This is a genomic window from Xenorhabdus sp. Sc-CR9, from assembly GCF_963897815.1.
GTDB lineage: Bacteria > Pseudomonadota > Gammaproteobacteria > Enterobacterales > Enterobacteriaceae > Xenorhabdus.
The window spans coordinates 1-25124 of the sequence record NZ_CAWQTY010000173.1; the positions used below are offsets into that span (position 1 = coordinate 1).

The 25124-nt window shown below is 43.4% G+C and carries 28 protein-coding genes and 1 pseudogene; 21 read left to right on the forward strand and 8 right to left on the reverse strand.

Annotation, left to right across the window (positions count from 1 at the left end; genetic code table 11):
• Nucleotides 1–97: pseudogene (locus AACQ81_RS09910) on the forward strand (IS5/IS1182 family transposase); the annotation flags it as partial.
• 142 nt (nt 98–239) lie between these two features.
• Here the strand turns inward: AACQ81_RS09910 and fliZ are convergent.
• From fliZ to AACQ81_RS09925, 3 genes are all read right to left on the reverse strand, one after another.
• Nucleotides 240–752 (reverse strand): flagella biosynthesis regulatory protein FliZ, encoded by a 513-nt coding sequence (gene fliZ, locus AACQ81_RS09915; RefSeq protein WP_092553814.1) that lies wholly within the window; start codon nt 750–752, stop codon nt 240–242.
• A gap of 52 nt (nt 753–804) precedes the next feature.
• A complete protein-coding gene (locus tag AACQ81_RS09920; protein WP_237387155.1) occupies nt 805–1527 on the reverse strand; it encodes an RNA polymerase sigma factor FliA in 723 nt (240 codons plus the stop codon).
• 252 nt (nt 1528–1779) lie between these two features.
• Entirely contained in the window at nt 1780–2862 is a 1083-nt protein-coding gene (locus AACQ81_RS09925; RefSeq protein WP_237387156.1) for a FliC/FljB family flagellin, read from the reverse strand.
• 276 nt (nt 2863–3138) lie between these two features.
• Between AACQ81_RS09925 and fliD the strand changes: the two genes are divergently transcribed.
• The 5 genes from fliD (at nt 3139) to AACQ81_RS09950 (ending at nt 6941) form a co-directional block, all read left to right on the forward strand.
• The gene (fliD, locus tag AACQ81_RS09930) at nt 3139–4605 is read left to right on the forward strand and encodes a flagellar filament capping protein FliD (RefSeq protein ID WP_237387157.1); all 1467 of its coding nucleotides are present in this window, start codon (nt 3139–3141) and stop codon (nt 4603–4605) included.
• 12 nt (nt 4606–4617) lie between these two features.
• Complete coding sequence (fliS, locus tag AACQ81_RS09935) at nt 4618–5028, forward strand: flagellar export chaperone FliS (RefSeq protein WP_237387158.1); 411 nt, start codon at nt 4618–4620, stop codon at nt 5026–5028.
• Nucleotides 5028–5402, forward strand: a complete 375-nt coding sequence (gene fliT / locus AACQ81_RS09940) for a flagella biosynthesis regulatory protein FliT (RefSeq protein ID WP_237387159.1) — start codon at nt 5028–5030, stop codon at nt 5400–5402. Before fliS ends, fliT begins: the two co-directional genes overlap by 1 nt.
• A gap of 306 nt (nt 5403–5708) precedes the next feature.
• Nucleotides 5709–6098, forward strand: coding sequence for a hypothetical protein (locus AACQ81_RS09945; protein WP_237387160.1), 390 nt, complete (start codon nt 5709–5711; stop codon nt 6096–6098).
• 105 nt (nt 6099–6203) lie between these two features.
• Nucleotides 6204–6941 carry a cyclase family protein gene (locus AACQ81_RS09950; protein ID WP_237387161.1) on the forward strand — a complete coding sequence of 246 codons (738 nt, stop codon included), beginning with the start codon at nt 6204–6206 and terminating at the stop codon, nt 6939–6941.
• A gap of 160 nt (nt 6942–7101) precedes the next feature.
• On the opposite strand, the gene fliE is transcribed toward AACQ81_RS09950, so the two are convergent.
• Nucleotides 7102–7413: a flagellar hook-basal body complex protein FliE gene (gene fliE / locus AACQ81_RS09955; protein ID WP_237387162.1), complete on the reverse strand. Its 312-nt coding sequence runs from the start codon at nt 7411–7413 to the stop codon at nt 7102–7104.
• Between the two features lie 284 nt (nt 7414–7697).
• On the opposite strand from fliE, the gene fliF reads away from it, so the two are divergent.
• From fliF to fliR, 13 genes are all read left to right on the forward strand, one after another.
• Nucleotides 7698–9410, forward strand: coding sequence for a flagellar basal-body MS-ring/collar protein FliF (fliF, locus tag AACQ81_RS09960; RefSeq protein ID WP_237387163.1), 1713 nt, complete (start codon nt 7698–7700; stop codon nt 9408–9410).
• Nucleotides 9407–10399, forward strand: a complete 993-nt coding sequence (gene fliG / locus AACQ81_RS09965; protein ID WP_237387164.1) for a flagellar motor switch protein FliG — start codon at nt 9407–9409, stop codon at nt 10397–10399. Before fliF ends, fliG begins: the two co-directional genes overlap by 4 nt.
• Nucleotides 10392–11096: a flagellar assembly protein FliH gene (gene fliH / locus AACQ81_RS09970; protein ID WP_237387165.1), complete on the forward strand. Its 705-nt coding sequence runs from the start codon at nt 10392–10394 to the stop codon at nt 11094–11096. The genes fliG and fliH overlap by 8 nt, the downstream gene beginning before the upstream one ends.
• On the forward strand, nt 11096–12460 hold the full coding sequence (fliI, locus tag AACQ81_RS09975; protein ID WP_237387166.1) for a flagellar protein export ATPase FliI: 1365 nt from the start codon (nt 11096–11098) through the stop codon (nt 12458–12460). The genes fliH and fliI overlap by 1 nt, the downstream gene beginning before the upstream one ends.
• A gap of 132 nt (nt 12461–12592) precedes the next feature.
• Nucleotides 12593–13039, forward strand: coding sequence for a flagellar export protein FliJ (gene fliJ / locus AACQ81_RS09980; RefSeq protein WP_237387167.1), 447 nt, complete (start codon nt 12593–12595; stop codon nt 13037–13039).
• Nucleotides 13036–14418: a flagellar hook-length control protein FliK gene (locus AACQ81_RS09985; RefSeq protein WP_237387168.1), complete on the forward strand. Its 1383-nt coding sequence runs from the start codon at nt 13036–13038 to the stop codon at nt 14416–14418. The genes fliJ and AACQ81_RS09985 overlap by 4 nt, the downstream gene beginning before the upstream one ends.
• A 217-nt stretch (nt 14419–14635) precedes the next feature.
• Nucleotides 14636–15112, forward strand: a complete 477-nt coding sequence (gene fliL, locus AACQ81_RS09990) for a flagellar basal body-associated protein FliL (protein WP_237387169.1) — start codon at nt 14636–14638, stop codon at nt 15110–15112.
• 5 nt (nt 15113–15117) lie between these two features.
• A complete protein-coding gene (gene fliM / locus AACQ81_RS09995; protein WP_237387170.1) occupies nt 15118–16125 on the forward strand; it encodes a flagellar motor switch protein FliM in 1008 nt (335 codons plus the stop codon).
• Nucleotides 16118–16525: a flagellar motor switch protein FliN gene (gene fliN, locus AACQ81_RS10000; protein ID WP_237387171.1), complete on the forward strand. Its 408-nt coding sequence runs from the start codon at nt 16118–16120 to the stop codon at nt 16523–16525. The genes fliM and fliN overlap by 8 nt, the downstream gene beginning before the upstream one ends.
• Before the next feature lie 2 nt (nt 16526–16527).
• Entirely contained in the window at nt 16528–16989 is a 462-nt protein-coding gene (fliO, locus tag AACQ81_RS10005) for a flagellar biosynthetic protein FliO (RefSeq protein ID WP_237387172.1), read from the forward strand.
• Between the two features lie 112 nt (nt 16990–17101).
• A complete protein-coding gene (gene fliP / locus AACQ81_RS10010; protein ID WP_237387196.1) occupies nt 17102–17818 on the forward strand; it encodes a flagellar type III secretion system pore protein FliP in 717 nt (238 codons plus the stop codon).
• Nucleotides 17819–17885: 67 nt separating this feature from the next.
• Entirely contained in the window at nt 17886–18155 is a 270-nt protein-coding gene (gene fliQ, locus AACQ81_RS10015) for a flagellar biosynthesis protein FliQ (protein WP_237387173.1), read from the forward strand.
• Between the two features lie 2 nt (nt 18156–18157).
• Nucleotides 18158–18940: a flagellar biosynthetic protein FliR gene (fliR, locus tag AACQ81_RS10020; protein WP_237387174.1), complete on the forward strand. Its 783-nt coding sequence runs from the start codon at nt 18158–18160 to the stop codon at nt 18938–18940.
• 80 nt (nt 18941–19020) lie between these two features.
• Here fliR and AACQ81_RS10025 read toward each other — a convergent pair whose 3' ends face one another.
• Nucleotides 19021–19779, reverse strand: coding sequence for an SDR family NAD(P)-dependent oxidoreductase (locus tag AACQ81_RS10025; RefSeq protein ID WP_237387175.1), 759 nt, complete (start codon nt 19777–19779; stop codon nt 19021–19023).
• A 498-nt stretch (nt 19780–20277) separates the two neighbouring features.
• Here AACQ81_RS10025 and AACQ81_RS10030 point away from each other — a divergent pair, with 498 nt between their 5' ends.
• Complete coding sequence (locus AACQ81_RS10030) at nt 20278–21204, forward strand: hypothetical protein (protein ID WP_237387176.1); 927 nt, start codon at nt 20278–20280, stop codon at nt 21202–21204.
• 55 nt (nt 21205–21259) lie between these two features.
• Here the strand turns inward: AACQ81_RS10030 and AACQ81_RS10035 are convergent, their stop codons facing one another.
• Entirely contained in the window at nt 21260–21610 is a 351-nt protein-coding gene (locus tag AACQ81_RS10035; RefSeq protein WP_237387177.1) for a DUF2645 family protein, read from the reverse strand.
• 88 nt (nt 21611–21698) lie between these two features.
• Between AACQ81_RS10035 and AACQ81_RS10040 the strand changes: the two genes are divergently transcribed.
• A complete protein-coding gene (locus AACQ81_RS10040) occupies nt 21699–21872 on the forward strand; it encodes a hypothetical protein (protein WP_237387178.1) in 174 nt (57 codons plus the stop codon).
• Between the two features lie 560 nt (nt 21873–22432).
• Here the strand turns inward: AACQ81_RS10040 and flgL are convergent.
• Nucleotides 22433–23413 (reverse strand): flagellar hook-associated protein FlgL, encoded by a 981-nt coding sequence (flgL, locus tag AACQ81_RS10045; RefSeq protein ID WP_237387179.1) that lies wholly within the window; start codon nt 23411–23413, stop codon nt 22433–22435.
• A gap of 37 nt (nt 23414–23450) precedes the next feature.
• Nucleotides 23451–25091, reverse strand: coding sequence for a flagellar hook-associated protein FlgK (flgK, locus tag AACQ81_RS10050; RefSeq protein ID WP_237387180.1), 1641 nt, complete (start codon nt 25089–25091; stop codon nt 23451–23453).
• Nucleotides 25092–25124 lie beyond the last annotated feature (33 nt).

A 25124-nucleotide genomic window follows, 5' to 3' on the forward strand; every position in this document is an offset into this window, starting at 1 on the left:
AGCAGTAGCTACTCGGTATGACAAATTAGCAAGAAATTATGAAAGTCTCGTTGCTTTGGCATTTTCAATCATGTGGCTCCCTATGTGGGTCGATTGAAACATGTACAACAAAGGTCAACACGCTCTAATTTAAATATAACAATGAAAATAAAGTAAAAAATAGAGAGGGGAATGTAATTATCATACATTCCCCTCCAGAACCGTTCAATCGGGCTAACGTTATATATCGGCCTAATTAATCAATGACCATTTTGTTGCCAGCTCAGATATTGCTCATATTTACGCAGGGCAATATTATAATTACTGAAAGCTGACTGAGATAATTTCTCGCTGAGTTGTTCCTGAATTTTTTCTGGCGTGAACTCATTAGCCGGATAATTACTTGAAGTCAGCAATTCATCCAAACGTCTTAAACGAACCACATACTCACGCACAGTACTATGGCTCATCTCCGTTTGTTCAAACAGATACTGTTTAAATGACATAATGTCGAAATAATCAGTCTGGCTATTACAATAAATTTCACTACAAAAGCGGCACAACGCCACAAATTTACCCTGTAACTCATTCCAAGTTTTGTCATCTACCAACTCAGTCATCTCAGAAATAGCTTCTTTATTGATGACCTGACCGTTAAAAACAAGAGAAATACGATCAAGTGTTTTATGGCAGTGCAAACAATGAGTCTGACTATGTTTATAGTCCTTGATATAACGGCTGAGAGGCCGTTTCTTTTGTGTTGTAACAGACATAAGAGATAAAGCCCTGTGTATAGTCTTAACAAAAAAACAAATAAGCAAAAAGTTACTTCTCTGGATTCAAACGCGCCCTCAGCCTTTTTATCGCCTGACTGTGAAGCTGGCTTACACGGGATTCCCCCACGTTAAGCACTGCGCCGATCTCTTTAAGATTAAGTTCTTCCTGATAGTACAGCGTAAGAACCATCTTTTCCCGTTCAGGCAATGACTTAATAACATCGATCACCCGCTGACGAAGGTCGCCTTCCAGTAATTGTTGGAGAGGATTTGTCTCATGCTCTTCCTCAACCATCGGTTCACAATTTTCACCGTGAATTTCGTGCCATTCGTCATAAGAAAACAGTTGACTGTTATTTGTGTCTAACAGTATTTGCCGATATTCTATCAGATTAATCTTTAATTCTTTAGCAACTTCCTGCTCACTGGCTGGACGGCCTAACTCTTGCTCAAGTTTACGGATGGTTTGCGTGACTTCCCGTGCGTTACGCCGCACACTACGCGGAGCCCAATCACGGCTCCTCAACTCATCCAACATTGCACCTCTGATACGCTGTACCGCATAAGTGGTAAAGGCGGTTCCCTGCATGGAATCAAACCTCTCCACCGCGTTCAGCAAGCCTATGCCACCGGCCTGAAGCAAGTCATCGAGTTCTACGCTGGCAGGTAATCTTACCTGTAGCCTCAAAGCTTCATGGCGAACTAGTGGTACATAGCGCTTCCAGAGGCTATTTTTGTCCATCACGCCTTCGGCGGTATACAAATCGCTCACAACAACAGACACCTTTGGATAAGAGACTGGATACCATTATCCAATCCCCTAATCGGTACAATCGTTTGAACAATGAAGTAAAAGCACTTCTTTTTCACCTATGCGAAATTTTTGATGTCCGCCCAAATGCATAGCAAGTTTCAGGCTGTCCTTGACAATTAACAAAAAATAAGGATCGGCGAACCGATCCTTATTTTATAAGCGTTGGTTATGCAGGTTGCCCTGCATAAATGCTCAACCGGAAAATAGAAATTAACGCAGCAGAGACATAACGGTTTGTGGGATCTGGTTTGCCTGAGCCAGAACAGCAGTACCCGCCTGTTGCAGGATCTGACCACGGCTCATGTTGGAAACCTCAGTTGCGTAATCAGCGTCTTCGATACGGCTTCTTGCAGCGCTCAGGTTATTAACCGTGTTGTTCAGGTTGTTAACCGTGGATTCCAGACGGTTTTGTACTGCACCTAAGGCGCTGCGCACGCTGTCAACGTCTGAGAGAGCCTTGTCCAACGTTTCCAGATTGTCGGAAGTAGTAGGAGTAACAGCTAGTGCCGTAGGAGCAGTTACTTTACCAGACGCTGCAGTAACTGTTACAGAGTGGTATACAGTCTCACCTTTATCATTAACACCTTGTAATACATACGTTGATGTATCTTCTTGACCATTCGCATCAACTCCATGATATACTTCCATGTCATTTAGCTTCAAAGCGGTAATAGCTGTCTCTCCTAAATCAAATGCCGTGGCTGTAGTACCGGTTGCGGCGGTGGCTGGTTTAGATAACTTATTACCAGCATGAGGGACACTAGGAGACACACTAAACTTATCTAAGTTCAGTTTTTTGCTATTAATTTCTTTCAAATCGATATCGATAGTTTCACCATCATGAGCACCAACCTGAATAGTCATTTTGCTATCTTTGCTCAGTACCTTAACACCATTGAACTGAGTTTGTTCAGAGATGCGATCAATTTCATCCAGACGTTGTTTAACTTCATTCTGAATAGATTTAATATCGTTCTGAGAGTTGCTGCCGTTTTTTGACTGAACAGCCAATTCACGAATACGTTGTAGGTTATTGTTGATTTCGTTCAGAGCACCTTCGGTAGTCTGGGCAATAGAGATACCATCGTTTGCGTTACGGGAAGCCTGATTCAGGCCTTTAACGTTGGCAGTAAAACGGTTGGCAATCGCTTGACCAGCAGCATCATCCTTCGCGCTGTTAATACGTAAACCAGAGGACAGACGTTCAATAGCAGAACCTAAAACGCCTTTAGATCTGGTCAGGTTGTTCTGAGCCAGCAGAGATGAATAGTTAGTATTAATGACTGATGCCATAATAGAGTTCCTTTTAAAATCAAGCCGATATAATTAGTTTGAGCCTATTTGCCCACGGTGTTCATCACCGACAACAGTTTTATCGGCTCCTTAAAAAGAACCTTTAATATTTCTTGAAAAAACTTTTTTATTTTTTCCTCTATTTTCCCCGATAACCCAAACAGCGCCTATTCTCATCAATTATTCTGTCCATCAAAAAAATCATTTTGTCAGTAAACTTTTCACAAATGAGTCCGATAACATGTCCAGTGATACTTTACTAATAAAGGAGTCAACATGGCTAGCATTTCCGCATTGGGAGCCGTATCAGGGACGGGTCCTATACTGGATCAACTTCAGGCAGCAGAAAAAAAACGTTTAGAACCATTAGCGCAACAGCAAACCAGTTATAAAGCAAAGCTGACCGGTTTTGGTTCATTAAAAGGCAGTTTGGAAAAACTAAAGAGTGCTTCCGAAGAACTAAAAAAATTCGATAAACTCAATACCACCAAAACAAGTGAAGATCATAAAACATTTATCCCAAGTACGGATTCCAAAGCAAGCCCGGGTAACTATGATATTAAAGTCGAACAGCTTGCAAAGGCTCAATCCCTGAGTTCTCAGGCCTTTCCTGATGCAAAAAAGCAGTTAGGAGAACCCGGTAAAGGCACCCGTACCCTTATTATCACGCAACCAGGTGAAAAAGAGCCAATGCGCATTTCCCTGAAAGATAATGAAACGTCTCTGGTTGAAATTCGTGAAGCCATTAAGAAAAAAGAAGGTAACGTTAATGCCAGCATTATCAAAGCAGATGAAAACGGCACAGAAGAAGAGGGTAAAAGTTATTTGATCCTGACCTCAAAAAAGGCCGGCACAAGATCTGTCATGACCATCACAGTTGAAGGTGATGATGAATTGGGAAAATTGCTGAACTATACTTCTGACAGCAAAGGCGGCGGCTCTGGTGCAATGACACAAAAAGTAGAGGCTACCAACGCAAAATTAACCGTTAACGGTATCCCTATTGAACGCCAGACCAATGAGATAAAAGATGCTCCGGAAGGCATTATTCTGAATCTGAAAAAAGTTTCTGAAACCGAAGAGGTCATAGTTAAAGTCAACGGAGAAGACAAAAAAGTACCAAGACCAAAACCAGAAACTCTGGTCGTTTCCCGTGATATCGAGCCAATGAAAGAAGCAATCAAAAAGTGGGTTGATTCTTATAACGAATTACAGACCACTTTCGATTCGCTGACCAAATTCAAACCCGTCGGAAAAGGTGAAGCGGCGTCAAAAAGCAATGGCGCCCTGCTGGGTGACAGTACATTAAAAAGTATTCAAAATCAGCTAAGACACCAGTTAGTTGCAGCGCAAAATGTTGCTGATATTGCTACCCTGAATAAATTGGGCATCAAACAAAAATTGGATGGTACACTGGAAATCAGCAACGAAAAACTGGAAAAAAACCTTAAAGAAAAACCTGCCAACGTTAAGGCTTTCTTTATGGGTGATGGTGAAAAAACCGGTTTTGCAACTCAAACTTATGATCTATTGAAGAAAACACTGGATAGTCATGAAGGGACTATCGCCGCAGCGACCGAAGGCATCAACAAGAGTCTTAAGACATTAGAAAGACAAGTAGAGCAGACCAACAGAAACATTGATGCCACAATGGAGCGCTATAAAAAACAATTTACAGAACTGGATAAGCTTGCCAGCTCAATGAATCAAGCAACTTTATCCCTAGCCCAGCTTTTAAGATAATAAAAGGACATTATGTATCAACGTTCGGCAAGCCAGTTATACGCTCAAGTAGATCTTGAGAGCGAAATCATGAATGCCTCTCCCTACCAGTTGATTCAGATATTGTTCAATGGGGCGCTAAGCGCCCTACGTCGTTCAATCATTCTGATGCAGCAAGGGAATATCCCAGAAAAAGGTTTAGCTATTTCAAAGGCGATCAATATCATTGATAATGGTCTCAAAGAGGGATTAGATTTCGAGAAAGGCGGCGAGATTACTCAGAATCTTTTTGATTTATATGATTATATGAGTCGCCGTTTACTCCATGCCAATTTACGCAATGATGAGAAGGCCATTACCGAAGTGATTGATTTACTTACCGAGATTTCAGATTCTTGGCGGCAAATAGGTTCTCATTACAACGCCAGTCAGGATATTGTTTAATGAAAAATGATATGGATCTTTTGTCAGCTTATCAGCAGATCCTTAGTTTAAGTGAGCAAATGATTGATTTAGCTAAAAATGAAAAGTGGGATGAACTTGTTGATATGGAAATCACTTATCTGAAGGCAGTAGAAGTGGTTACTTTAATATCAGAAAACTCAGATGCACCAATTTCATTGCAGCAGCAATTGACCAAAATTTTGCAAACTGTCTTGGATAATGAAAAAGAAACTAAGAGATTGTTGCAAAAACGATTAAATGAACTCAGCGACCTGATTAAACAAGAAAGCTGCAAACAACTCTTACACGATACTTATGGACAGTTTCCCGTCAGCAACTATGAAACGGAGTTGACTACGACAGAACCCAAATAAATATAACGGCGACATCATTGATTCTATTTAAAAATAACACTGATTAATGGTGTCATTCATTTATTTTCATTTTAGGTGGTGTCAATTTGTCACCATCGATTTTTGGGTCAAACTAATTCGGAATTTTATTTTATAAATAATTTACAAACAATCAAGAATGTTTTTCATATATAATTTTAACAAAAAATTAACCAAAAAATGATAATAGAGATTTTTCAGGCAATTAACAGGAGACACCATAACGTATTATATTTAATAAAATAATAAGTTATGTTAATAAACAATATAAATAAGATCGCCATCATTATGGTATTATCAATCTTTGATGTGAGATTTTCTTCAATAGATGAAAGTCTGAATTATTGTGCGACAATAGAATCATCAGCGGCACAAAAAGTCATACAACATGCTGTTGAAGAAAATAAACAACTTGATCCGTATAAGGCGGTATCAACATTTATCACCAGATATCCACTGGCAAAAAATAAGTTACCAATAACGTTTTTAGATTGGGGGCAGCTTTATACCCAAACTATAGAAATATCCATTCCTTTTATTGATAAGCAAAAACCCCCTATGATTTTTATCGCTGCCTCAATTATTTCGGCGGAAGAATGTTCATTAACTGAACCGTCTTATATTGATATTACACCTGAGAGTTGGGTTATCCCCACTCCTTTCATTAAGGATAAATGAACCGGGATCTGTGAAATGCCTCTCAGGGCCGATAGATTATTGACAAATAGATTGCGGAGAAAAAATGATGGATGTGTAATCATAAAAAAACCAAAAGAGGTGGTTATGACCAGTGATATTCTGCAAGCACTCACTTTACTAAAATCAAAAAAATGGGTTGATCTGACACACAGTTTTGACAAAGACTCACCTCATTTTCTTATGTTTAACCCTGCTGAGTTCAAAACACTTTTTGATTACAAAAATGGATTTTTTGTCCAACAATTCACCTTTCCCGGTCAATATGGCACACATATTGATGCTCCCTGCCATTTTGTTCCTGATGCCCGTACCCTTGATGAACTGGAATTGCAAGAATTGGTGTTACCTTTAATAGTTATTGATCAGTCAGAAAGAGCCCAGCAAGATCCTAACTTTTCATTGTCTAAAGAGGATATTCTTAAATTTGAAGATGAACATGGCATCATAGAAGCAGAAACTTTTGTCGCCTTAAGAACAGACTGGAGCAAACGCTGGCCATCTCAGGAAAAGATGGATAATAAAGATGTACAGGGAAATAACCAAATTCCAGGATGGGGAATAGATGCCTTGAAATTTTTATTTAAAGAGCGGAGAATCAAGGCCATCGGGCATGAAACCTTCGATACTGACTCAGCCAAAAATTTTAGACAAAATAATGCATTATTGGGTGAATATTATGTATTGGAGCAAGATACCTACCAAATAGAACTTTTGACTAATCTGGAAGAAATTCCTGTTCGTGGAGCAATAATATTCAATGTCGTAGCTAAACCTAAAAACGCATCAGGCTTTCCGGTACGTTCATTTGCTATAATACCGTAATTGATTCAGCATATTTTTTACAAAAAACACATAACCAATTCATTGAGCAACTTTATTAAATAGTATGACATCCGATTTATAACTAAAATCATATTTAGAGTCTATCCCTGTAGGGGTTATAACAAATAAAACAGGCTGATAGACTCTCACAATTAACCTATCAAACCTGTATATTCATAATCTCATGATACGCACTAATCAACTTATTCCTTATCTGAATCCCCATTTGCAGCGAAATATTCGACTTCTGCATATTAACCATGACATCATTTAGCTCTACGCCGGGAGCACCCAGCGTAAAATCTTGTGCTTGCTTGACCGCGCTCAAACGTGTCTGGTTTATTTTTTCTACTGCGGCAGTGAGCTGACTGGCAAAACCACTCTGCACTGGCAGCGGTTTGGCAATGTTTGCTGCTTGTAATGCCTGAGTCTGCATCTGTTGCAGCACACCTTCAATTGCCTGAATTGACATAAAAACCTCGCGTTAAATCACCCTATTGATGACGTGATTAAGTGCCATATTAGCCGTGGGCTGGTTGGCAGTTTTTCCACGCTGCCACCGTAACATAGCCCTTCTAATCTAAAGCGGGTAATTGAAGTCAAAATTCAAAGCTTATTGTGCCATTAAAAGAGGTGTGAACAGCGAATAATGATGGAATTAATAATAGGAAGAATCTTTTCGCTTGCGTATGGGGAGTCTGTTTTGTTACGCCACGCTTTTAGTATTCATGTTGACCAGCAAGGCAAGGATCGTCTATGAGTGCAACAAACGACGCTGAAAACCAAAACAAAGGTTTCAGCGCTATTATCAGCAGGATAAAAGCTGATCCGAAAGTTCCGTTATTAGTTGCTGGCTCCGCTGCCATCGCTATTGTCGTTGCTCTGTTTCTCTGGTTGCGCAGCCCCGATTATCGGGTGCTTTACAGCAATCTGAGTGATAAGGATGGCGGCGAAATCGTTACGCAATTAACCCAGATGAATGTCCCTTACCGTTTTTCCGAAAATGGTTCTGCGATCATGATACCTACTGATAAAATACATGAAACCCGCCTGAAACTGGCACAGCAAGGACTGCCCAAAGGCGGGGCTGCGGGTTTTGAACTTCTGGATAAAGAGAAATTCGGCATTAGTCAGTTCAGTGAACAGGTCAATTACCAACGCGCACTGGAAGGCGAGTTGGCCCGTACTGTTGAATCTCTCGGCCCGGTTCAGAGCGCCCGAGTTCATCTGGCTATGCCAAAACCTTCTTTGTTCGTTCGTGAACAGAAATCACCGTCAGCTTCTGTCACTGTTGGTTTGTTGCAAGGACGTGTACTGGATGAAGGACAAATCAATGCCATTGTGCATATGGTTTCAAGCAGTGTTGCCGGTTTACCAGCAGGGAATGTCACGATTGTGGATCAATCAGGACGTCTTCTGACACAAGCCGATGCCACTGGCCGTGATTTAAATACCACTCAGTTGAAATATACGCAGGAAATTGAAAATCGTTTCCAGCAACGCATTGAAACAATTCTGGCTCCTGTCGTCGGTCGTGGCAATATACATGCGCAGGTAACGGCTCAAGTCGATTTTTCCCGCCGCGAGGAAACAGCAGAAGAGTATAGGCCGAATCAGCCACCAAATCAGGCGGCTGTCCGCTCCAAACAGAGCAGTTCCAGCGAACAAAACGGCGGGCCATTGGTGGGCGGTGTACCGGGGGCATTGTCGAATCAGCCAAGTGCTGCACCGAGCGCACCGATTGAAAAACCAAATACCAATGCTAACTCCAAAGGCAATGGTGACGAAAAATCTGATCAACAGCAGGGCAATAATAGAAATAATAGCTATGAGCGCATGGTGAGCAATAATCGTAATAATCGTTATGACGAAACCACCAACTATGAAGTAGATCGCACCATTCGCCATACACAATTACACGCTGGCGCAGTGGAACGTCTTTCGGTTGCCGTTGTAGTCAACTACACCACCGCTCAGGGAGAAAACGGGTCTGAAACAAAACCGCTGACACCAGAACAATTAGCACAAATCGAAGCGCTGACCCGTGAGGCAATGGGTTTTTCTTCTGACCGTGGTGATAGCCTGAATGTGGTCAATACTCCGTTCAATGACACCACCGAAGTGATAGAAACCCTCCCGTTCTGGCAGCACCCTGTCCTACTGGATAAATTACTGGACGCAGGCCGTTGGTTACTGCTGGCACTCATTGCATGGTTACTGTGGCGTAAAATGATCGTACCGCAAATTGCCAAAAAACGTGCTGCGGAAAAAGCGGCTTTGGATACGCAGAAAAATCAGCAGAAACAAAACACAGAAACCAATGCTGAAATGGATGAAAAAATGCGACGTAAAATGGCTCGTCAACGAGTCAATGCTGAACTTCAAAGTCAGCGTATCCGTGAATTAGCAGAAAAAGATCCTCGCGTTGTTGCGCTGGTGATCCGTCAATGGATGAGTAACGAACAATGAGCCTGACCGGAACAGAAAGAAGTGCCGTCATGTTAATGACCCTGGGAGAAGATCAGGCAGCTGAGGTGTTCAAGCACCTGAATTCGCGGGAAGTACAACAACTCAGTATCGCAATGGCGGGGATGAGACAAGTCTCCACCCAGCAACTGGTTGAAGTACTGGCGGAGTTTGAAGAAGATGCGGGGCAATATGCTGCCCTCAGCATTAATGCCAACGATTATCTACGCAGCGTATTGATCAAAGCATTAGGTGAAGAGCGGGCTTCCAGTCTGCTTGAGGATATTCTTGAATCCCGTGATACCACTACAGGAATCGAAACCCTCAACTTTATGGAACCGCAGATGGCCGCCGATATGATCCGGGATGAACATCCGCAGATCATTGCCACCATTTTAGTTCATCTGAGCCGAGGTCAGGCAGCCGATATCCTTGCCCTGTTTGATGATCGCCTGCGCAACGATGTCATGCTGCGTATCGCCACATTTGGCGGTGTACAGCCTTCCGCATTGGCAGAATTGACTGAAGTCCTGAATAACCTGCTGGACGGTCAAAATCTCAAACGCAGCAAGATGGGTGGTGTTCGTACTGCGGCAGAAATCATCAACTTGATGAAAAGCCAGCAAGAAGAAGGCGTCATTGATGCGGTTCGTACCTATGATGGTGAACTGGCACAGAAAATCATTGATGAAATGTTTCTGTTCGAAAATCTTATCGGCGTGGACGATCGCAGTATCCAGCGTTTGTTGCAGGAAATTACGACCGAATCTCTGCTTGTGGCATTGAAAGGTTGCGATCAGGCATTGCGCGATCACTTCCTCAACAATATGTCGCAACGCGCTGCTGAAATCATGCGTGATGATTTGGCAAATCGTGGCCCTGTCCGTATGTCTCAGGTGGAAGCTGAACAGAAAACCATCCTGCTTGTGGTTCGTCGTCTGGCTGAAAGTGGCGATATGATCCTGAATGGTGGTGACGATACCTATGTCTGATAAGCCAAATAAAGGAAACTGGCAGCCTTGGCAGCCGGGCGAATTGACTCAATGGGAATCTCTGCGGGCAAAACTGGAACCAATGGATGAATTACAGCCGCCCAGCGAACAAGAGATTCTGCTGAAACAGGCAAAAATGCTGGACGAGCTGAAAGAACAGGCCCGTCAAGCAGGTCATGCGCAAGGCTTTGCAGAAGGCCAGATTCAAGGTTATGAACAAGGACTCCAGGAAAGCCGACAGGCCGGACTGGAACAGGGTTTGCAAGAAGCCAGACAACAACAGCAAGTTGTCATTGACCAGTGGAAAGCACTACTGATGGATTTCAGCCATTCATTGGATGGATTAGATACCGTTATTGCTTCACGTCTGATGCAACTTTCACTGACAGCGGCTCACCATATCTTAGGGCAACCCGCTGTTTGTGACGGCACTGCCCTGTTGAATCAAATCCGTGAATTTATCCAGCAAGAACCTATGTTCAGCGGTAAACCTCAGCTGCGAGTCCATCCACAAAACATTCCTCTGGTTGAGCAAAAACTGGGGGAAGTTCTGACGTTGAATGGCTGGCGTTTGGTTGCAGATAACAAATTGCATCCGGGTAGCTGTAAAGTCAGTGCCGATGAAGGGGATCTGGATGCCAGTTTAGCCACGCGCTGGCACGAAATGTGCCGTCTGGCAGCATCGGGAGAATTATGATGACAGCAAGACTCGGACGCTGGCTGGCAACATTGGATTCACTGGAAAAGCGTCTGGAAAAAACACCAAAAGTACGTCGCTATGGGCGCCTTACCCGTGCTACAGGTCTGGTCATGGAAGCCACTGGTTTGCATATGCCCCTTGGCTCGACCTGCCTTATCGAGCGTCAGAATGGTAAAAAGATTGAAGAAGTCGAAAGTGAAGTTGTCGGCTTCAATGGCGAAAAACTACTGTTAATGCCAATGGAAGAACTGGAAGGCATTGTACCGGGAGCCCGCGTCTATGCCCGCTCATACGGTGAGGATGCCGGAGGGGGGCGGCGCTTGCTTCTGGGGCCTGAATTGCTTGGCAGGGTTCTGGATGGTGCAGGACGTCCTCTTGATGATTTACCGGCTCCCGATACAGGCTATCGCGCTCCCCTGACAACAACTCCGTTTAACCCCCTGCAACGAACTCCAATCAGCAATGTACTGGATGTCGGCGTTCGTGCCATCAACTCCTTGCTGACGGTAGGACGCGGACAACGCATGGGGCTGTTCGCTGGATCGGGGGTTGGTAAAAGTGTATTGCTTGGCATGATGGCACGTTATACCCAAGCCGATGTGATCGTCGTAGGGCTGATTGGTGAACGAGGCCGGGAAGTCAAAGACTTTATCGAAAATATCTTAGGTACGGAAGGGTTGTTACGTTCAGTGGTCGTCGCCGCTCCTGCGGATGTTTCGCCGCTGTTACGGATGCAGGGGGCTTCTTACGCGACTCGCATCGCCGAAGATTTTCGCGATCGCGGTAAACATGTGCTGCTGATCATGGATTCCCTGACCCGCTACAGCATGGCCCAGCGCGAAATTGCACTGGCTATCGGCGAACCACCGGCAACCAAAGGTTACCCCCCTTCTGTATTTGCCAAATTACCCGCTCTGGTAGAAAGGGCGGGTAATGGCGTCAGTGACGGCGGTTCCATTACTGCATTTTATACTGTTCTGACAGAAGGTGATGACCAGCAAGACCCCATTGCCGATGCTGCCCGAGCCATCCTTGATGGCCATATCGTGTTATCACGCTCGTTGGCAGAATCAGGCCACTATCCGGCCATTGATATTGAGGCATCCATCAGCCGTGCCATGACCTCTCTGATCGACAATACCCATTACCGGCGGGTACAGCTCTTTAAACAGTTGCTTTCCAGTTATCAGCGTAACCGGGATTTGATCAACGTTGGGGCTTATGCTGCGGGTAGTGATCCTTTGTTGGATAAAGCGATTGAGCTTTATCCGCACATGGCTCAATTCCTGCAACAAGGCATTGATGAACGCAGTGAATATGATACGGCCTGTACTCAGCTTCAACAATTGTTACCGACATAATATCTTGCTTATGAAAATTTCGCCGAAGAGTATTCGGCCAACGGGTATAACGTTTGTCGGTTCGATGCCGATATAACTTTGATGCAATTCAGTAACGCTTATGTCTGCGTAGTGATTAATACGAGGAAATACATGCAACAACACTCCCCTCTCGTGACTTTACGTGAACTTGCCCAAGATGCGGCAGAAAAAGCGGCATCTCAGCTTGCTCAGATTCGGCAAAACCACCAGCAAATGGAGCAACAACTCACGGCGTTAATGAATTATCAGGATGAATATCGTACCCGTTTGAATGACACTCTCAGCAGCGGCATGCCCTGCTCAACATGGCAGAATTACCAGCAGTTTATGAAAACGCTGGAAATGGCAATTGAACAGCACAAGTTACAGCTCACTCAATGGAAAACACGACTTGAGCAAGCCATATCTCAATGGCAGGAAAAACAGCAGCGTCTGAACGCCTTCGACACACTGCAACAGCGGGCAGAACATAATCTGAAGTTACACCAAAATCGCATGGAGCAAAAACAAATGGACGAGTACGCACAACGTGGTGCACAACGGAGAATGAAACAATGAATCTCACTCTTTTGCCTACGGATTTAAAACTCACGGATAAAGGTTCGGCAAAAAGTCAGTCATCCTTAAATGATCTCGTGAACGATAGCCATTCCCCTAAATTCGGGCAGCTTCTTGATGCAGAAACAGCCTCTATGCAGAAGCGCCCGGCTCAGGCAGGTAAACATAGCCTGAAAGAAGGAAATTCCGTTGTTAATAAAACAGTAAAAAGCGAATGGTCGCAATTACAGAGCGTATCAGACAAGACTGCCGAAGATAAATTGCCGAAAGAAATCACTCTGCAAGAGAACAATGCCGAATTTACTCTATTGAAAGATGACGATTTACTGTCAGCCGATGCATTAAGCGCGGTTATTCCGATTCAGATTGCCGGATTAGTTACCTCTCCTACAGGTACTGTGGCGCTTGCCGAGAACACCGATGGATTGGCAGAAAATGAATTACTGGATAAATTACTGGATAGTGAAGGCGGCCTTGCCAGTGCGCTGCTGGACAAAAATCCCAAAGATGCCAAGCTGACCAATATAGATCTTGTTGAATCACCTAAAGAGAGTGATCGGGATGAAAGCATACATCTTTCTGCTGCACGGAATACTGCACTGAACCATAAATCAGACGATGCCACCGACATTCGCTCCACACTGGTACCAGCCGCTGGACAAATAAAACTTGCTACCAGCAATAAAGCAGAGTTCAACCAGGCTCTCCAAAGTAATGCCATTCCTAAAAATTCAGCTTCGAGCAACGGTAAGGAATTAAATCTGCTTCAGGCGGCTGCTCCTGCATTAACTGCCACTACTGCTGAAACAACCTCAATTGATTCTCCTGCAATATTGGCAGCATCTCCCCTACTTTCAGCCGGACAGCAACCTGTGGGCCAATTTCAGCTAAGTGGAACAACCGCACCATTGTTGAATGCTCATCTTGGCAGTGAAGAATGGCAGCAACAGCTCAACCGACATGTCCTGTTCTTTAACCGTAATGGACTGCAACAAGCAGAACTTCGCCTACATCCCCAAGAATTGGGCGCGCTGCATATCCGCATGAGTGTTGAAGACAATCAAGCACAATTGCATTTTGTTTCTGCTCATCAAAATGTTCGTGCTGCACTGGAAGCTGCATTGCCGGGACTTCGCCATGCATTGGCTGAAAATGGCATTCAATTGGCGCAAAGCAGCGTAAATAGCGATGCCCAAGGGAATTGGCAGCAAGAACACCATGCCACTAATCATGCCAACGACCATTTAAGTTCCCGTGAAGATACCCAAAGTCATGGCTTGGCAGCCGCAACAGGAATAACGGCTTCTCCTGCCTCAGCCATTAGAATGACACCTCAACAACTCGCCTCGACCCGAGGGGGTATTGATACATTTGCCTAATTATCCACCTGATTATTCGCCCAATATTATTATGCGCTGTAAGAAAGAGAAAAAGGGTCGATAACAAACGTGTGAGTTAATGGTTTTTTCCACGTTTGTTCCTGCCATTGCCGGAACAAAGACGCGGGATAATTGATATTGATTTTGATGGATAAGCAGACCCGCCACGGAATGCGCGGGGACTTATCCGCCACGGAAAACAGGAATTTGTCTGTCCATGTCTGATTATAGCTACGAGCATAAACGCACAAATCCAATTTGGATGATACTGTTAGTACTAATTGCTGTTATTGGTGCTGCCATCGGAGGGTATAGCTGGTGGGCGATGAACCAGTCGGCCAATAACAGTACAACAAAAACCAAAGCCATTGAAACACCTGTGTTTATGTCTTTGGAACCTTTTACCGTCAATTTGATCGACAACGAAGATCATTTCGACCGTGTTCTGTATGTTGGAGTCACATTGCGTCTGTCTGACGAAAAAATCCGTCAACGCTTGCATGATTATCTGCCAGAAGTTCGTAGCCGTATGTTGCTGTTATTATCTCGCCAGAAAGCGGCTGATTTAGCAAAAGATGACGGCAAGATGCATTTGGTGGCAGAGATCAAACAGACATTAAACCCGACACTGATACCCGGTGAACCTGATCAAGAGATCACCGATGTATTGTTTACCACGTTTATTCTGCGATAATCACAATGAGTGACAATATTCTTTCACAGGCAGAGATCGATGCTCTGCTAAATGGTGACAGTGCCTCTACTGATGACGTGGAACAAACTGCGTCCGGAGAAAGTGAGGTTCGTCCTTACGATCCCAATACGCAACGCCGCGTTGTACGCGAACGTTTGCAGTCACTGGAAATCATCAATGAACGTTTTGCCCGCCAATTCAGGATGGGGCTGTTTAACATGCTGCGCCGCAGCCCGGATATTACGGTCGGCGCTATCAAGGTTCAGCCTTATCACGAATTTGCCCGCAATCTGGCCGTGCCAACCAATCTCAATTTGGTGCACTTGAAACCATTGAGGGGAACCGCACTATTCGCTTTCGAACCCAGTTTAGTTTATATCGCCGTTGATAACCTGTTTGGCGGAGATGGTCGTTTTCCCACCAAAGTGGAAGGCCGTGAATTTACCCATACCGAACAGCGGATCATCAACCGAATGCTGAAACTGGCGTTGGATGCCTATCGGGACGCCTGGGATTCTATATTTAAAATTGAAATGGAATATGTGCGTTCCGAAACACAGGTAAAATTCACCAATATCACTACTTCACCGAACGATATCGTGGTTACGACACCATTTCATGTGGAGATTGGTGCATTGACGGGCGAATTTAATATCTGTATTCCATTCGCCATGATCGAACCTCTGCGCGAACGTCTGACCAATCCACCCGTGGAAAATGTGCGTCAGGAAGATGGTCAGTGGCGTAAAAGTCTGGTGAAACAAGTTCAGCACTCAGAATTAGAACTGGTGGCGAATTTTGTTGATATTCCCCTGCGGCTGTCAAAGATCCTCGAACTGAAAGCCGGCGATGTTTTGCCGGTTGAAAAACCTGAACGCCTGATCGTTCACGTTGATGGTGTGCCTGTGCTCACCAGTCAATATGGAACACTAAACGGGCAGTATGCCCTGCGTGTTGAACACCTGATTAACCCTGTTTTAACTGCTCTGGATGAGGAAAAGCCCAATGAGTGATGCTAAACAACCCACAGATACCAGACTGACTGAAGATATGTGGGCAGAAGCGCTGGAACAACAGGCCGCACAGCAAACCTCTGACGGCGGCGCGTCAATATTTGAGAATCTGGAACCACAGGATGTGCTCTCCCAGCTTTCTGATATTGATCTGATCATGGATATTCCCGTTAAGCTTTCTGTCGAGCTGGGTCGCACCAAAATGACCATTAAACAGCTACTGAAACTGTCACAAGGTTCTGTTGTTTCCCTTGATGGCCTTGCGGGTGAACCGTTGGATATTCTGATCAATGGCTATTTGATCGCACAAGGAGAAGTGGTTGTTGTATCCGATAAATACGGTATCCGTATCACAGATATCATCACTCCTTCTGAACGCATGCGTCGCTTGAGTCGTTAACCATGATGGCGAACCAGCCTTCCTTTCATGCGTCTTTTCAACGCGGTACGGCATCTGATGCCGTACCCGTCAGCACGACAGGCAGTACCGAACCTCTCCCGGCCGGACAAACCTTGATGCAAGTCAGTAGTGCATTGGGTGGTGTTTTATTGCTGATATTCTTCATAACATGGCTGGTTCGCCGTTTGGGTCTTGCTCCCGCCAAAAACAAAAATCATCGGTTGTTAAATGTTAAGGCAAGCTGCTCACTCGGTCCAAAAGAGCGGGTCGTTGTGGTGGAAATCGAAGGCAATTGGCTGGTACTGGGCGTGACATCTCAACAGATCAATATGCTGCATCAAATGCCTGCACCACCTGATGACGTGGAAAAGGACAACGTACTCAAGTCGCTGCCGTTTGGTCAGATGCTAAAAAATACGCTCCAGAGAAAAAGCAGGAACGACAAGGACGATGATGAAAAGTAGAGTTTTCTTTATGGCAGGCAATCGAGTAACAGGCAAAAAACTTGTCTCACAGCTTTACCGAATACGATTAAGTTCAATACGTTTGAATTCAGTGCGTTTGGTAACCCTGCTTATGGCACTTTTGCTACCGCTGTTCCCCATGAGCGCCGCTGCCGAATTGCCTGGCATCATCAGCCAGCCCTTGCCTAATGGCGGCCAAAGTTGGTCACTGCCCGTTCAAACGCTGATTTTTATCACGGCTCTGGGGTTCATTCCAGCCGCCCTGCTGATGATGACCAGCTTTACCCGCATCATCATCGTACTCGGCTTATTGCGTAACGCACTGGGAACTCCGTCTGCCCCGCCTAACCAAGTTATGCTGGGTCTGGCACTGTTCATGACATTTTTCATCATGGCACCTGTATTCGATAAAGTTTATCAGGATGCTTATCTACCCTACAGTGAAGATAAGATCACGCTGGAAACCGCATTGGACAAGGGTTCCAAGCCATTGCGCCAGTTTATGTTACGCCAGACCCGGGAAAATGATTTGGCTCTGTTTGCCCGCCTTGCAGATCAAGAAGCGTTTGAAACTGCGGATTCTGTGCCAATGCGTGTACTTGTACCTGCGTTTATTACCAGCGAATTGAAAACCGCTTTCCAGATTGGTTTTACCCTCTTCATCCCATTTTTAATTATCGATCTGGTCGTTGCCAGTGTTTTGATGGCATTGGGGATGATGATGGTACCACCGGCCACTATATCGCTGCCGTTTAAACTTATGTTGTTTGTCCTGGTAGATGGCTGGCAATTATTACTTGGCTCACTGGCACAAAGTTTTTATGTCTGATAGGCAGTTTTTGTATCTGGCATGAAATCTTATTGGAAAAAGATCACAAAAGCGGTTTGAGAAAATTATGACTCCAGAATCGGTAATGGCCCTCGGTGTTGAGGCGATGAAAGTAGCACTGGCGCTGGCCGCACCACTGCTTTTATCTGCCCTGATCTGTGGCTTGATCATCAGCTTATTGCAGGCGGCAACTCAGGTAAACGAGATGACCTTATCGTTTATCCCAAAAATTTTGGCCGTTGTCGTTACTATCATCGTCGCTGGGCCGTGGATGCTGAACTTGCTGCTGGATTACATGCGCACGTTGTTTAGCAGTATTCCCACTATTATCGGTTAATCATGATTCCGTTTGATAGCGAAACACTTTCCCGCCTTGTCAGTGACTTTTTCTGGCCCTTGGTTCGTTTATTGGCGTTGTTCAGCATAGCGCCAATTTTCAGTGAAAAACAGATGCCGATAAAAGTCAGAATCGGTCTGGCATTAGTGATCACTGCTTTATTGGTTCCCAGTATTCCTTCTTCCCAAATTCCTATTTTTTCTGTTGCCGGAATTTGGGTATTGATACAACAAATATTGATCGGCGTGGCTTTAGGCCTGACTATGCAAATCGCTTTTGCTGTTGTGCGCCATGCTGGTGAAGTTCTCGGTTTGCAGATGGGGCTTTCATTCGCCACCTTCTTTGATCCCACCGGTGGGCCGAATATGCCTATTTTATCCCGTATTCTGAATATGCTGATGATGTTGCTATTTTTAGCATTTGACGGGCATCTGTGGCTGTTATCTATTTTGGTAGATACATTTTATACCATTCCGGTTCAAGTGACGCAGTTGAATCCGAAAGGTTTCCTGTTGTTAGCCCAAAGTGCCAGCCTGATTTTCGTTAACGGTATGATGCTGGCCATGCCAATGATTACCCTGCTGCTAATCTTGAATTTTTCCTTAGGTATGCTAAATCGCATGACACCGCAACTTTCCGTTTTTGTGATCGGTTTTCCATTGACTCTGACAGTAGGAATTTTCACACTTTCCCTACTGATCCCGATGCTGGTGCCATTTACTGAACGGTTATTTGGAGAAATGTTTGATAATCTGGCGGTGATTATCAATGAAATTGTGTTTTAAAACGTTATATTAATTTCAAGTTGCAACCAACAAAGCAGCAACTTGAAATCTATCAGGGAAGAGTTTTAACGTTTGTTCACTTAATTGAAATTAGGCTGACCATTGGATGCTGTTACTCCACCATCTATCGGTAAGTTTACTCCATTGATAAAGCTGGCATCTTCACTCGCTAAAAATGCAATGGCGGCCGCAACTTCAGAAGGTTTTCCCGCTCTTTGTAACGAAATTCGGCTATCAAAATGTTTCAGGGTTTCATCATCAAAACGGGCAACCATCGGCGTTGCCACTAAACTGGGGCATACAGCATTGACACGCACGCCCTGAGAACCATAATCCAGTGCCATAGCGCGGGTCACATTCACGACAGCTCCTTTTGCTGCGCAATAATGTGCGCCTCCCCAATCACCGCCTAGTCCCGATACAGAAGCATTATTGACAATACATCCTTTGCTTTCCAACAAATGCGGCAACGCAGAATAGCTACAATTGAGTACGCCATTAAGATTTGTAGCCAGTACCACATCCCCCTCTTCCTGAGATACACTTAATAAATCACCAACAACATACAAGCCCGCATTATTCACCAGAATATCTATCCGACCAAAATTTCTGACCGTTTCATCAACCATACTTTTGACTGAATCGCGATCCGCAACATCCGTCTGAATCACTAACGCCTTATCCGATAACAGTTCACTGAATACACGGTTAAGCTTATCTGTATCCCGCCCTGCCAGAACAACAATCGCACCTTCTTGAGAAAAACGCTTTGCTGTGGCCTCTCCAATACCACTGCCTGCACCAGTGATGACGACAACTTTATTTTCAAATCTCATCATGCTAATACCCTCATTAATATAAAAATCTCTGACCATATAATAAAATATGATTTAGAATATTTATTCTAACGAGTTAATGATACTCACAGCCTTATTAATTTTTATTATCGCTTTTCATTTTAAAATTTATTGACAAAAAAATTCAATGATAATTAAAACGTTCAAAATCCAACTTGGAATTAAATAGCAATTAAAAATTGTCGATCACCTCTTTACTTCTCTCAGCGCGAGGAGTAAGGGAATCTCATAATTTGTGTGCATTACTATTATGGATAGCCTATTTAAAAAAATAAAATAAACAATATAAATAACACAGCGTAATAATTTTTTATAATCCAAATCATTTCTCAGGAAAATATTGAAATATTTTTCACGCTTGACATTTTATAAATTAAAGATGATAAATTGAATCAATGAGAAATATTTTCTTTTATATAAACAAAGCCTTTAGAAAGGGGTTAACTATCAAGTAATTAACGTATTTAAAAGGAGATTTTTATGATATCTAAAACGCTTCATTCTCCCGCAATAAAATATTTACAGTGGGAAGCCAACGATGCTCCGCTGCTTATCATTCTTGGGCAATCCAACAGCTATGGTCATGGCACACAATTACCACCAGATGAAAGAATTACCCAAGGTTTAAACAATGTATTCACTCTATCCCTGCCAGAAGTTTATAGTATCAATTTTTCAACCATTAACTGGGTAGGATTGACCAGCTTTGGCAATGCCAATATTGGTGCCCCTGTCGGTTTACAACGCGGTAATCAAGATCATCCCTGCAATGTTGCCAACCGTTTCGCCAAATTTTGGCAAGGCCATATCAATCAGGGCAATACGTTGGATTTACCCGATCTTTACGTGATTTTAATGGGATACGGTGGGCAGGGAATGTATCTGGATAACCCTCCCGATAACCGCTGGGCACCAGAACGCGATCCCAAAGATGTAGAATCTCTTTATCCCCGAGCAATGAGAACATTGCGTATGGCCGTTCAGTCACTACGGAAAATGGGGAAAAATCCACGTATTCTGGCGATTCATTGGAACCAATGGGAGGCGGAAACAGAAAGTTTAGCGGCAGCCAAAGTTTCAGAGGTGAATTTTACCCGCATCATCACAGGAATTAGCGATGCTATCAGTTCCCGTGATATTCCGTGGCGATTGTATTATCCACTTTCAGTCGCCTTTGATCCCCTTAATACCAGCTATGTCAATAAAGCAATTGAAGATGTTATTGCCGCTGAGCCCAGATACCGTATTCTGATTGATGCTCGGAATTCGCAAAATTATACCGGTGTCGCTTCTGAATATGGTGTGTTCCTGCCCGATAAAATGCATTATGACAGCGCAACCCAAACATGGTTCGCCCAACAAGAATGGGAACGGATTTTATCTGGCTATAACGGTGTCAAGGTATAATCCTGTAATTTTTCAAACTTATTTTTAAGGATTCGCTTGCCAGATTCTGTCAATATCAATGTGCAGGGAACGGACATTCCGCAAACCGACCAAAAAACATCCAATACCAATACCCGACTGAAAAAAACACTGTCAACAAATAGGCAATCGCCCGTAATATATCCACCGAAAAATCTTTGACACCTTTCGCTACAAAAAAAATCATAAAGGGCAATAAAAGCAAAAAGCATAAAGGCGCTGTCAATAACCTGTCATCATTGATAACGAAGTTATTTACCAGATCGCAAACCGTCTTGATATCCTGTTCCCCGATCATCCAGTCATGATCAATTGTTGAAAGACAACCAATCAATATCGTACTGAATAAAATAAAAATAATACAAAAGAGTAAACTTATAATTTTCATGTTTATTTATTCTTATCATCTATACCTGTCGTCTTTCAAGTTGCAGCTTTGTTGGCTGCGCTCACTCACCCCGGTCACATAGTTATCTATGCTCCAGGGGGTTAATGAAAGGCTCCTGCCTTTCACCGGAGGCCAGCCTTTGGCTGGGCAAATTCGTTCCCGACGAATTTGTCATTCCCTTGCCGTCGCGCTGCATCTTGAAATCCAATGGGTATATAATAAGACAATATTTAACCCTAGCCAAAAAACACCCAAACAATAACCCATGTTTTATATCAAAAAATCTAATGTAATATTCCGCTTTCCTATCAAGATAAGATCTTGATCACAAGATAAAATAATATATTAAACAGAAAAATCTGAATTTATCGGGTAGAGAGTCATTTTACTCGATTATAATTCCTATTATCACCCTTAATTTGAAATGATAATTCACTAACCTATTTTTACTACGTTTGTCATACATCAAAACCATAAAAAAGCTCAAACATTCTTTGTAATAAAAATTTTTAAAATATATCTCCTTTTAATTTCTAATTTATGGCTGTTTATTTTAACTTCATGACTTATACAAAAATGGTTTGATTATTACTCTCTGTTATTTTGAAGTTGCTAATTTTTTATGCAGAAGAGATGCTTAGAGAGGAAGAATAGCAAAAGAAGACATACCCGAATAAAGGCAAGAAAACAGAGATACATACACAGCCAACAAAAACTGTATATACAAAAATAGGGGAAATAATCCGCCCTTATCTTCTTTCTCATTTCCACTGGAAAAGAGAAAGAAGATAAGGGCTTGAGAAAACACTATGCCACACTTAATCAGCGATATACCTCAAACAGAGACATGCCTTTTAAGTCAGTAAACGCTTTGAAAGAAGCTTGCAGTGCAGCCTGTTGCTGATAGTACTCAGAAATAGTCGCAACCCAATCGGCATCGACCAGCTCTCCTGAGCGCACTTTGTTAGATATGCTACGTTCACTGCCCAATGAATCCAGTTGGTCTAGTTCCTGAAGCTGTAAACCGAGAACCGCTTCTACAGAAGAGAAGTTGTTCAAGTTATTGCGAATGCCACGGTTAGCTTTATCCATCAATACCTTTGCTTCATTCTTTTGTTCATCAGTAGCGTTACTGTATGGCATTTTTAATGCCTTAATTGCCATATCAATGGAAGCAAAAACATCTGACTCACTGTTGACTTCTTTACCAGGTTTCTCACTGGGTTCTTTGATCGGGTTACTGGGCTGGGATAAAAATGCTTCTCTCCCAGTATGGGCAATAATCATCGAACGATTATCATCCACTTTCTGGGTGATTCTTTCTTCACCACCAACGTAGCTCACCTTCCCACTATTCTCATCAGCAACAAAAGGAGGTTTGTCCGTCTTATAACCGGCAAAAATATAACGACCATTACCATCGGTTTTATTGCCCAGATTCAGCAATTCTTGTTTGAAACCTTCCAACTGCTGGGCATAAGATTCACGATCCTGATCGCTATACTCATCCGTCGCAGCTACTATTGTTTCAAAAACATTATTTATGACTGTTACCATATTTGAGGTAATGCTCAGCTGCGCTGACATAGAGTTTCTGGCAAAAATGCGGGCAGTAGCAAACTGCTGGTTTTTCGACTCAGACTGAGAAACCATAATGTTCTGCGAAGCAGCCAACGGATCATCTGACGGATTAATCACTCGACGACCGCTGGACAATTGCTCACCCGATTTCATCCACTTAGATTGGGCACTCAAGATCCCATTCATTTTTTGACTGTATAATTGATTCGTACTTACACGCACAATATCACTTCCTTTTTCTCATTCAACCAAACGGTGATTAACGAATACCCAAAATAGCGTCAAACAATGTTGTCGCGGTCTGCATTACACGGGCATTTGCCAAATAATACTGCTGCAAGCGTTGCAGTTCGCCGTATTCTTCGTCCATATTGACACCCGAAATTGATTGGCGTGTTGTTTTGAGTTGATCGACGATATGTTTCTGAGCTTCGAAACCAATTTCAGCTTTGTTCGCATCGCTGCCTACTTTACTCACCAACGAAGCATAGGCACCAGCAAAGGAAGACTTGCCATCAACTAAACGCTTATCCTGCAATTCAAGGAATTTCTTCACATTGCGGTTATCACTCTGGCCTCCATCTTTAGTACCGGCGGTCGCCAACTGAGAAGAGTCTTTCAGGTTTACTTCCAACGTTGCCGCAACATTGCTGACGGTTTTCAACGTGTAAGTATCGTTAGCTTCTGTCTTGGAAGAATCAATTTTGACTTTCAGTCCGTCGAATTCCAGCGTATCTCCCCCTTTTTTCACAGAGATCATTGCTTTGTCAGAAATACGCTGAACCTTCCAATCCTTGCCGTCAAATTTGAGGGTATAATCACTGCCCTTAACTTTAGAGGTATCGGCATATTCGACTGTAATCTCAGCCAAGCCTTTATTATTGCTGTTAGCAACGGTTTCCGGTTTGGTGAAATTAAAGAAATCAATACCTTCGTTGCCTTTGAAATCAAAACCAGCACGATGTACCTGATTGAACTGATCTGCCATTACCAATGCCAGTTGATTCAATCCATTACGGGTTTTATCCACGGCTTCTCTGCGTACCTCCAATACACCACCCAGAGCGCCCTGAGAGATAAAGCGTTCATCAATTTCCCAGGTACCGGATATACCATTGTTGTAACCCAATGTAATACGGCTGCTGTCAATGCTGGATGGAATAGCTTCCAGTTGATAGGATTGATTACCTGATACCAGTGTCATACCGCCACCGAATGAGATGTTAAAAACACCACCATCCTGCTGAACCACATTCACTTCTACCAGTTGGTTTAATCGATTAACAGCTTCATCGCGCTTATCCAGCAAAGCCAGTGGTTCGCCATTACCTGTACCGCGCATATGGGTAATTTCATTGTTCAGATTGGAAATTTCTTTCGTGTACTGATTGATCTCTTGAACATTTTGTTCAATTTGGGAATTGATACTGTTATCGATTTGACGCAGATATACATCAGCTTCTTTGAAGCGGCTGGTCAGACCTTCCGCCTTGCCCAGTACCGTGGTTCTGGCGGCGCTGTTTTCCGAATTACTTTCAACCGCTCCCAGACTTTTGAAAAAATCGCCAATGGAATTGGATAAGCTGACGTCTTTATCCGCCAACAGATCATTGATTTTAATCATCTGCTGATTATACGTTTTTAACGCAGCATATTTGGTTTGTGCCGCATTATATTGCCCAGTGAGGAATTCGCTGTATTCTCGGTTGATACCGCTGACAACCGCTCCGTTGCCCACAAAGCCCACAGGGGACATGGTTCCATTATTTTGTGTCATTACGGTAGTCTGTCGGTTATAGTCCGCGTTTTTGGAGTTGGCAATATTATTACCTACTACACCCATTGCCACCTGCGCGGCATTAATACCACTCATGGCAGTATTCATAAGGCTATTGGACATGTGTAGATCCTTTTACGTTTTTCTTTAAACCTC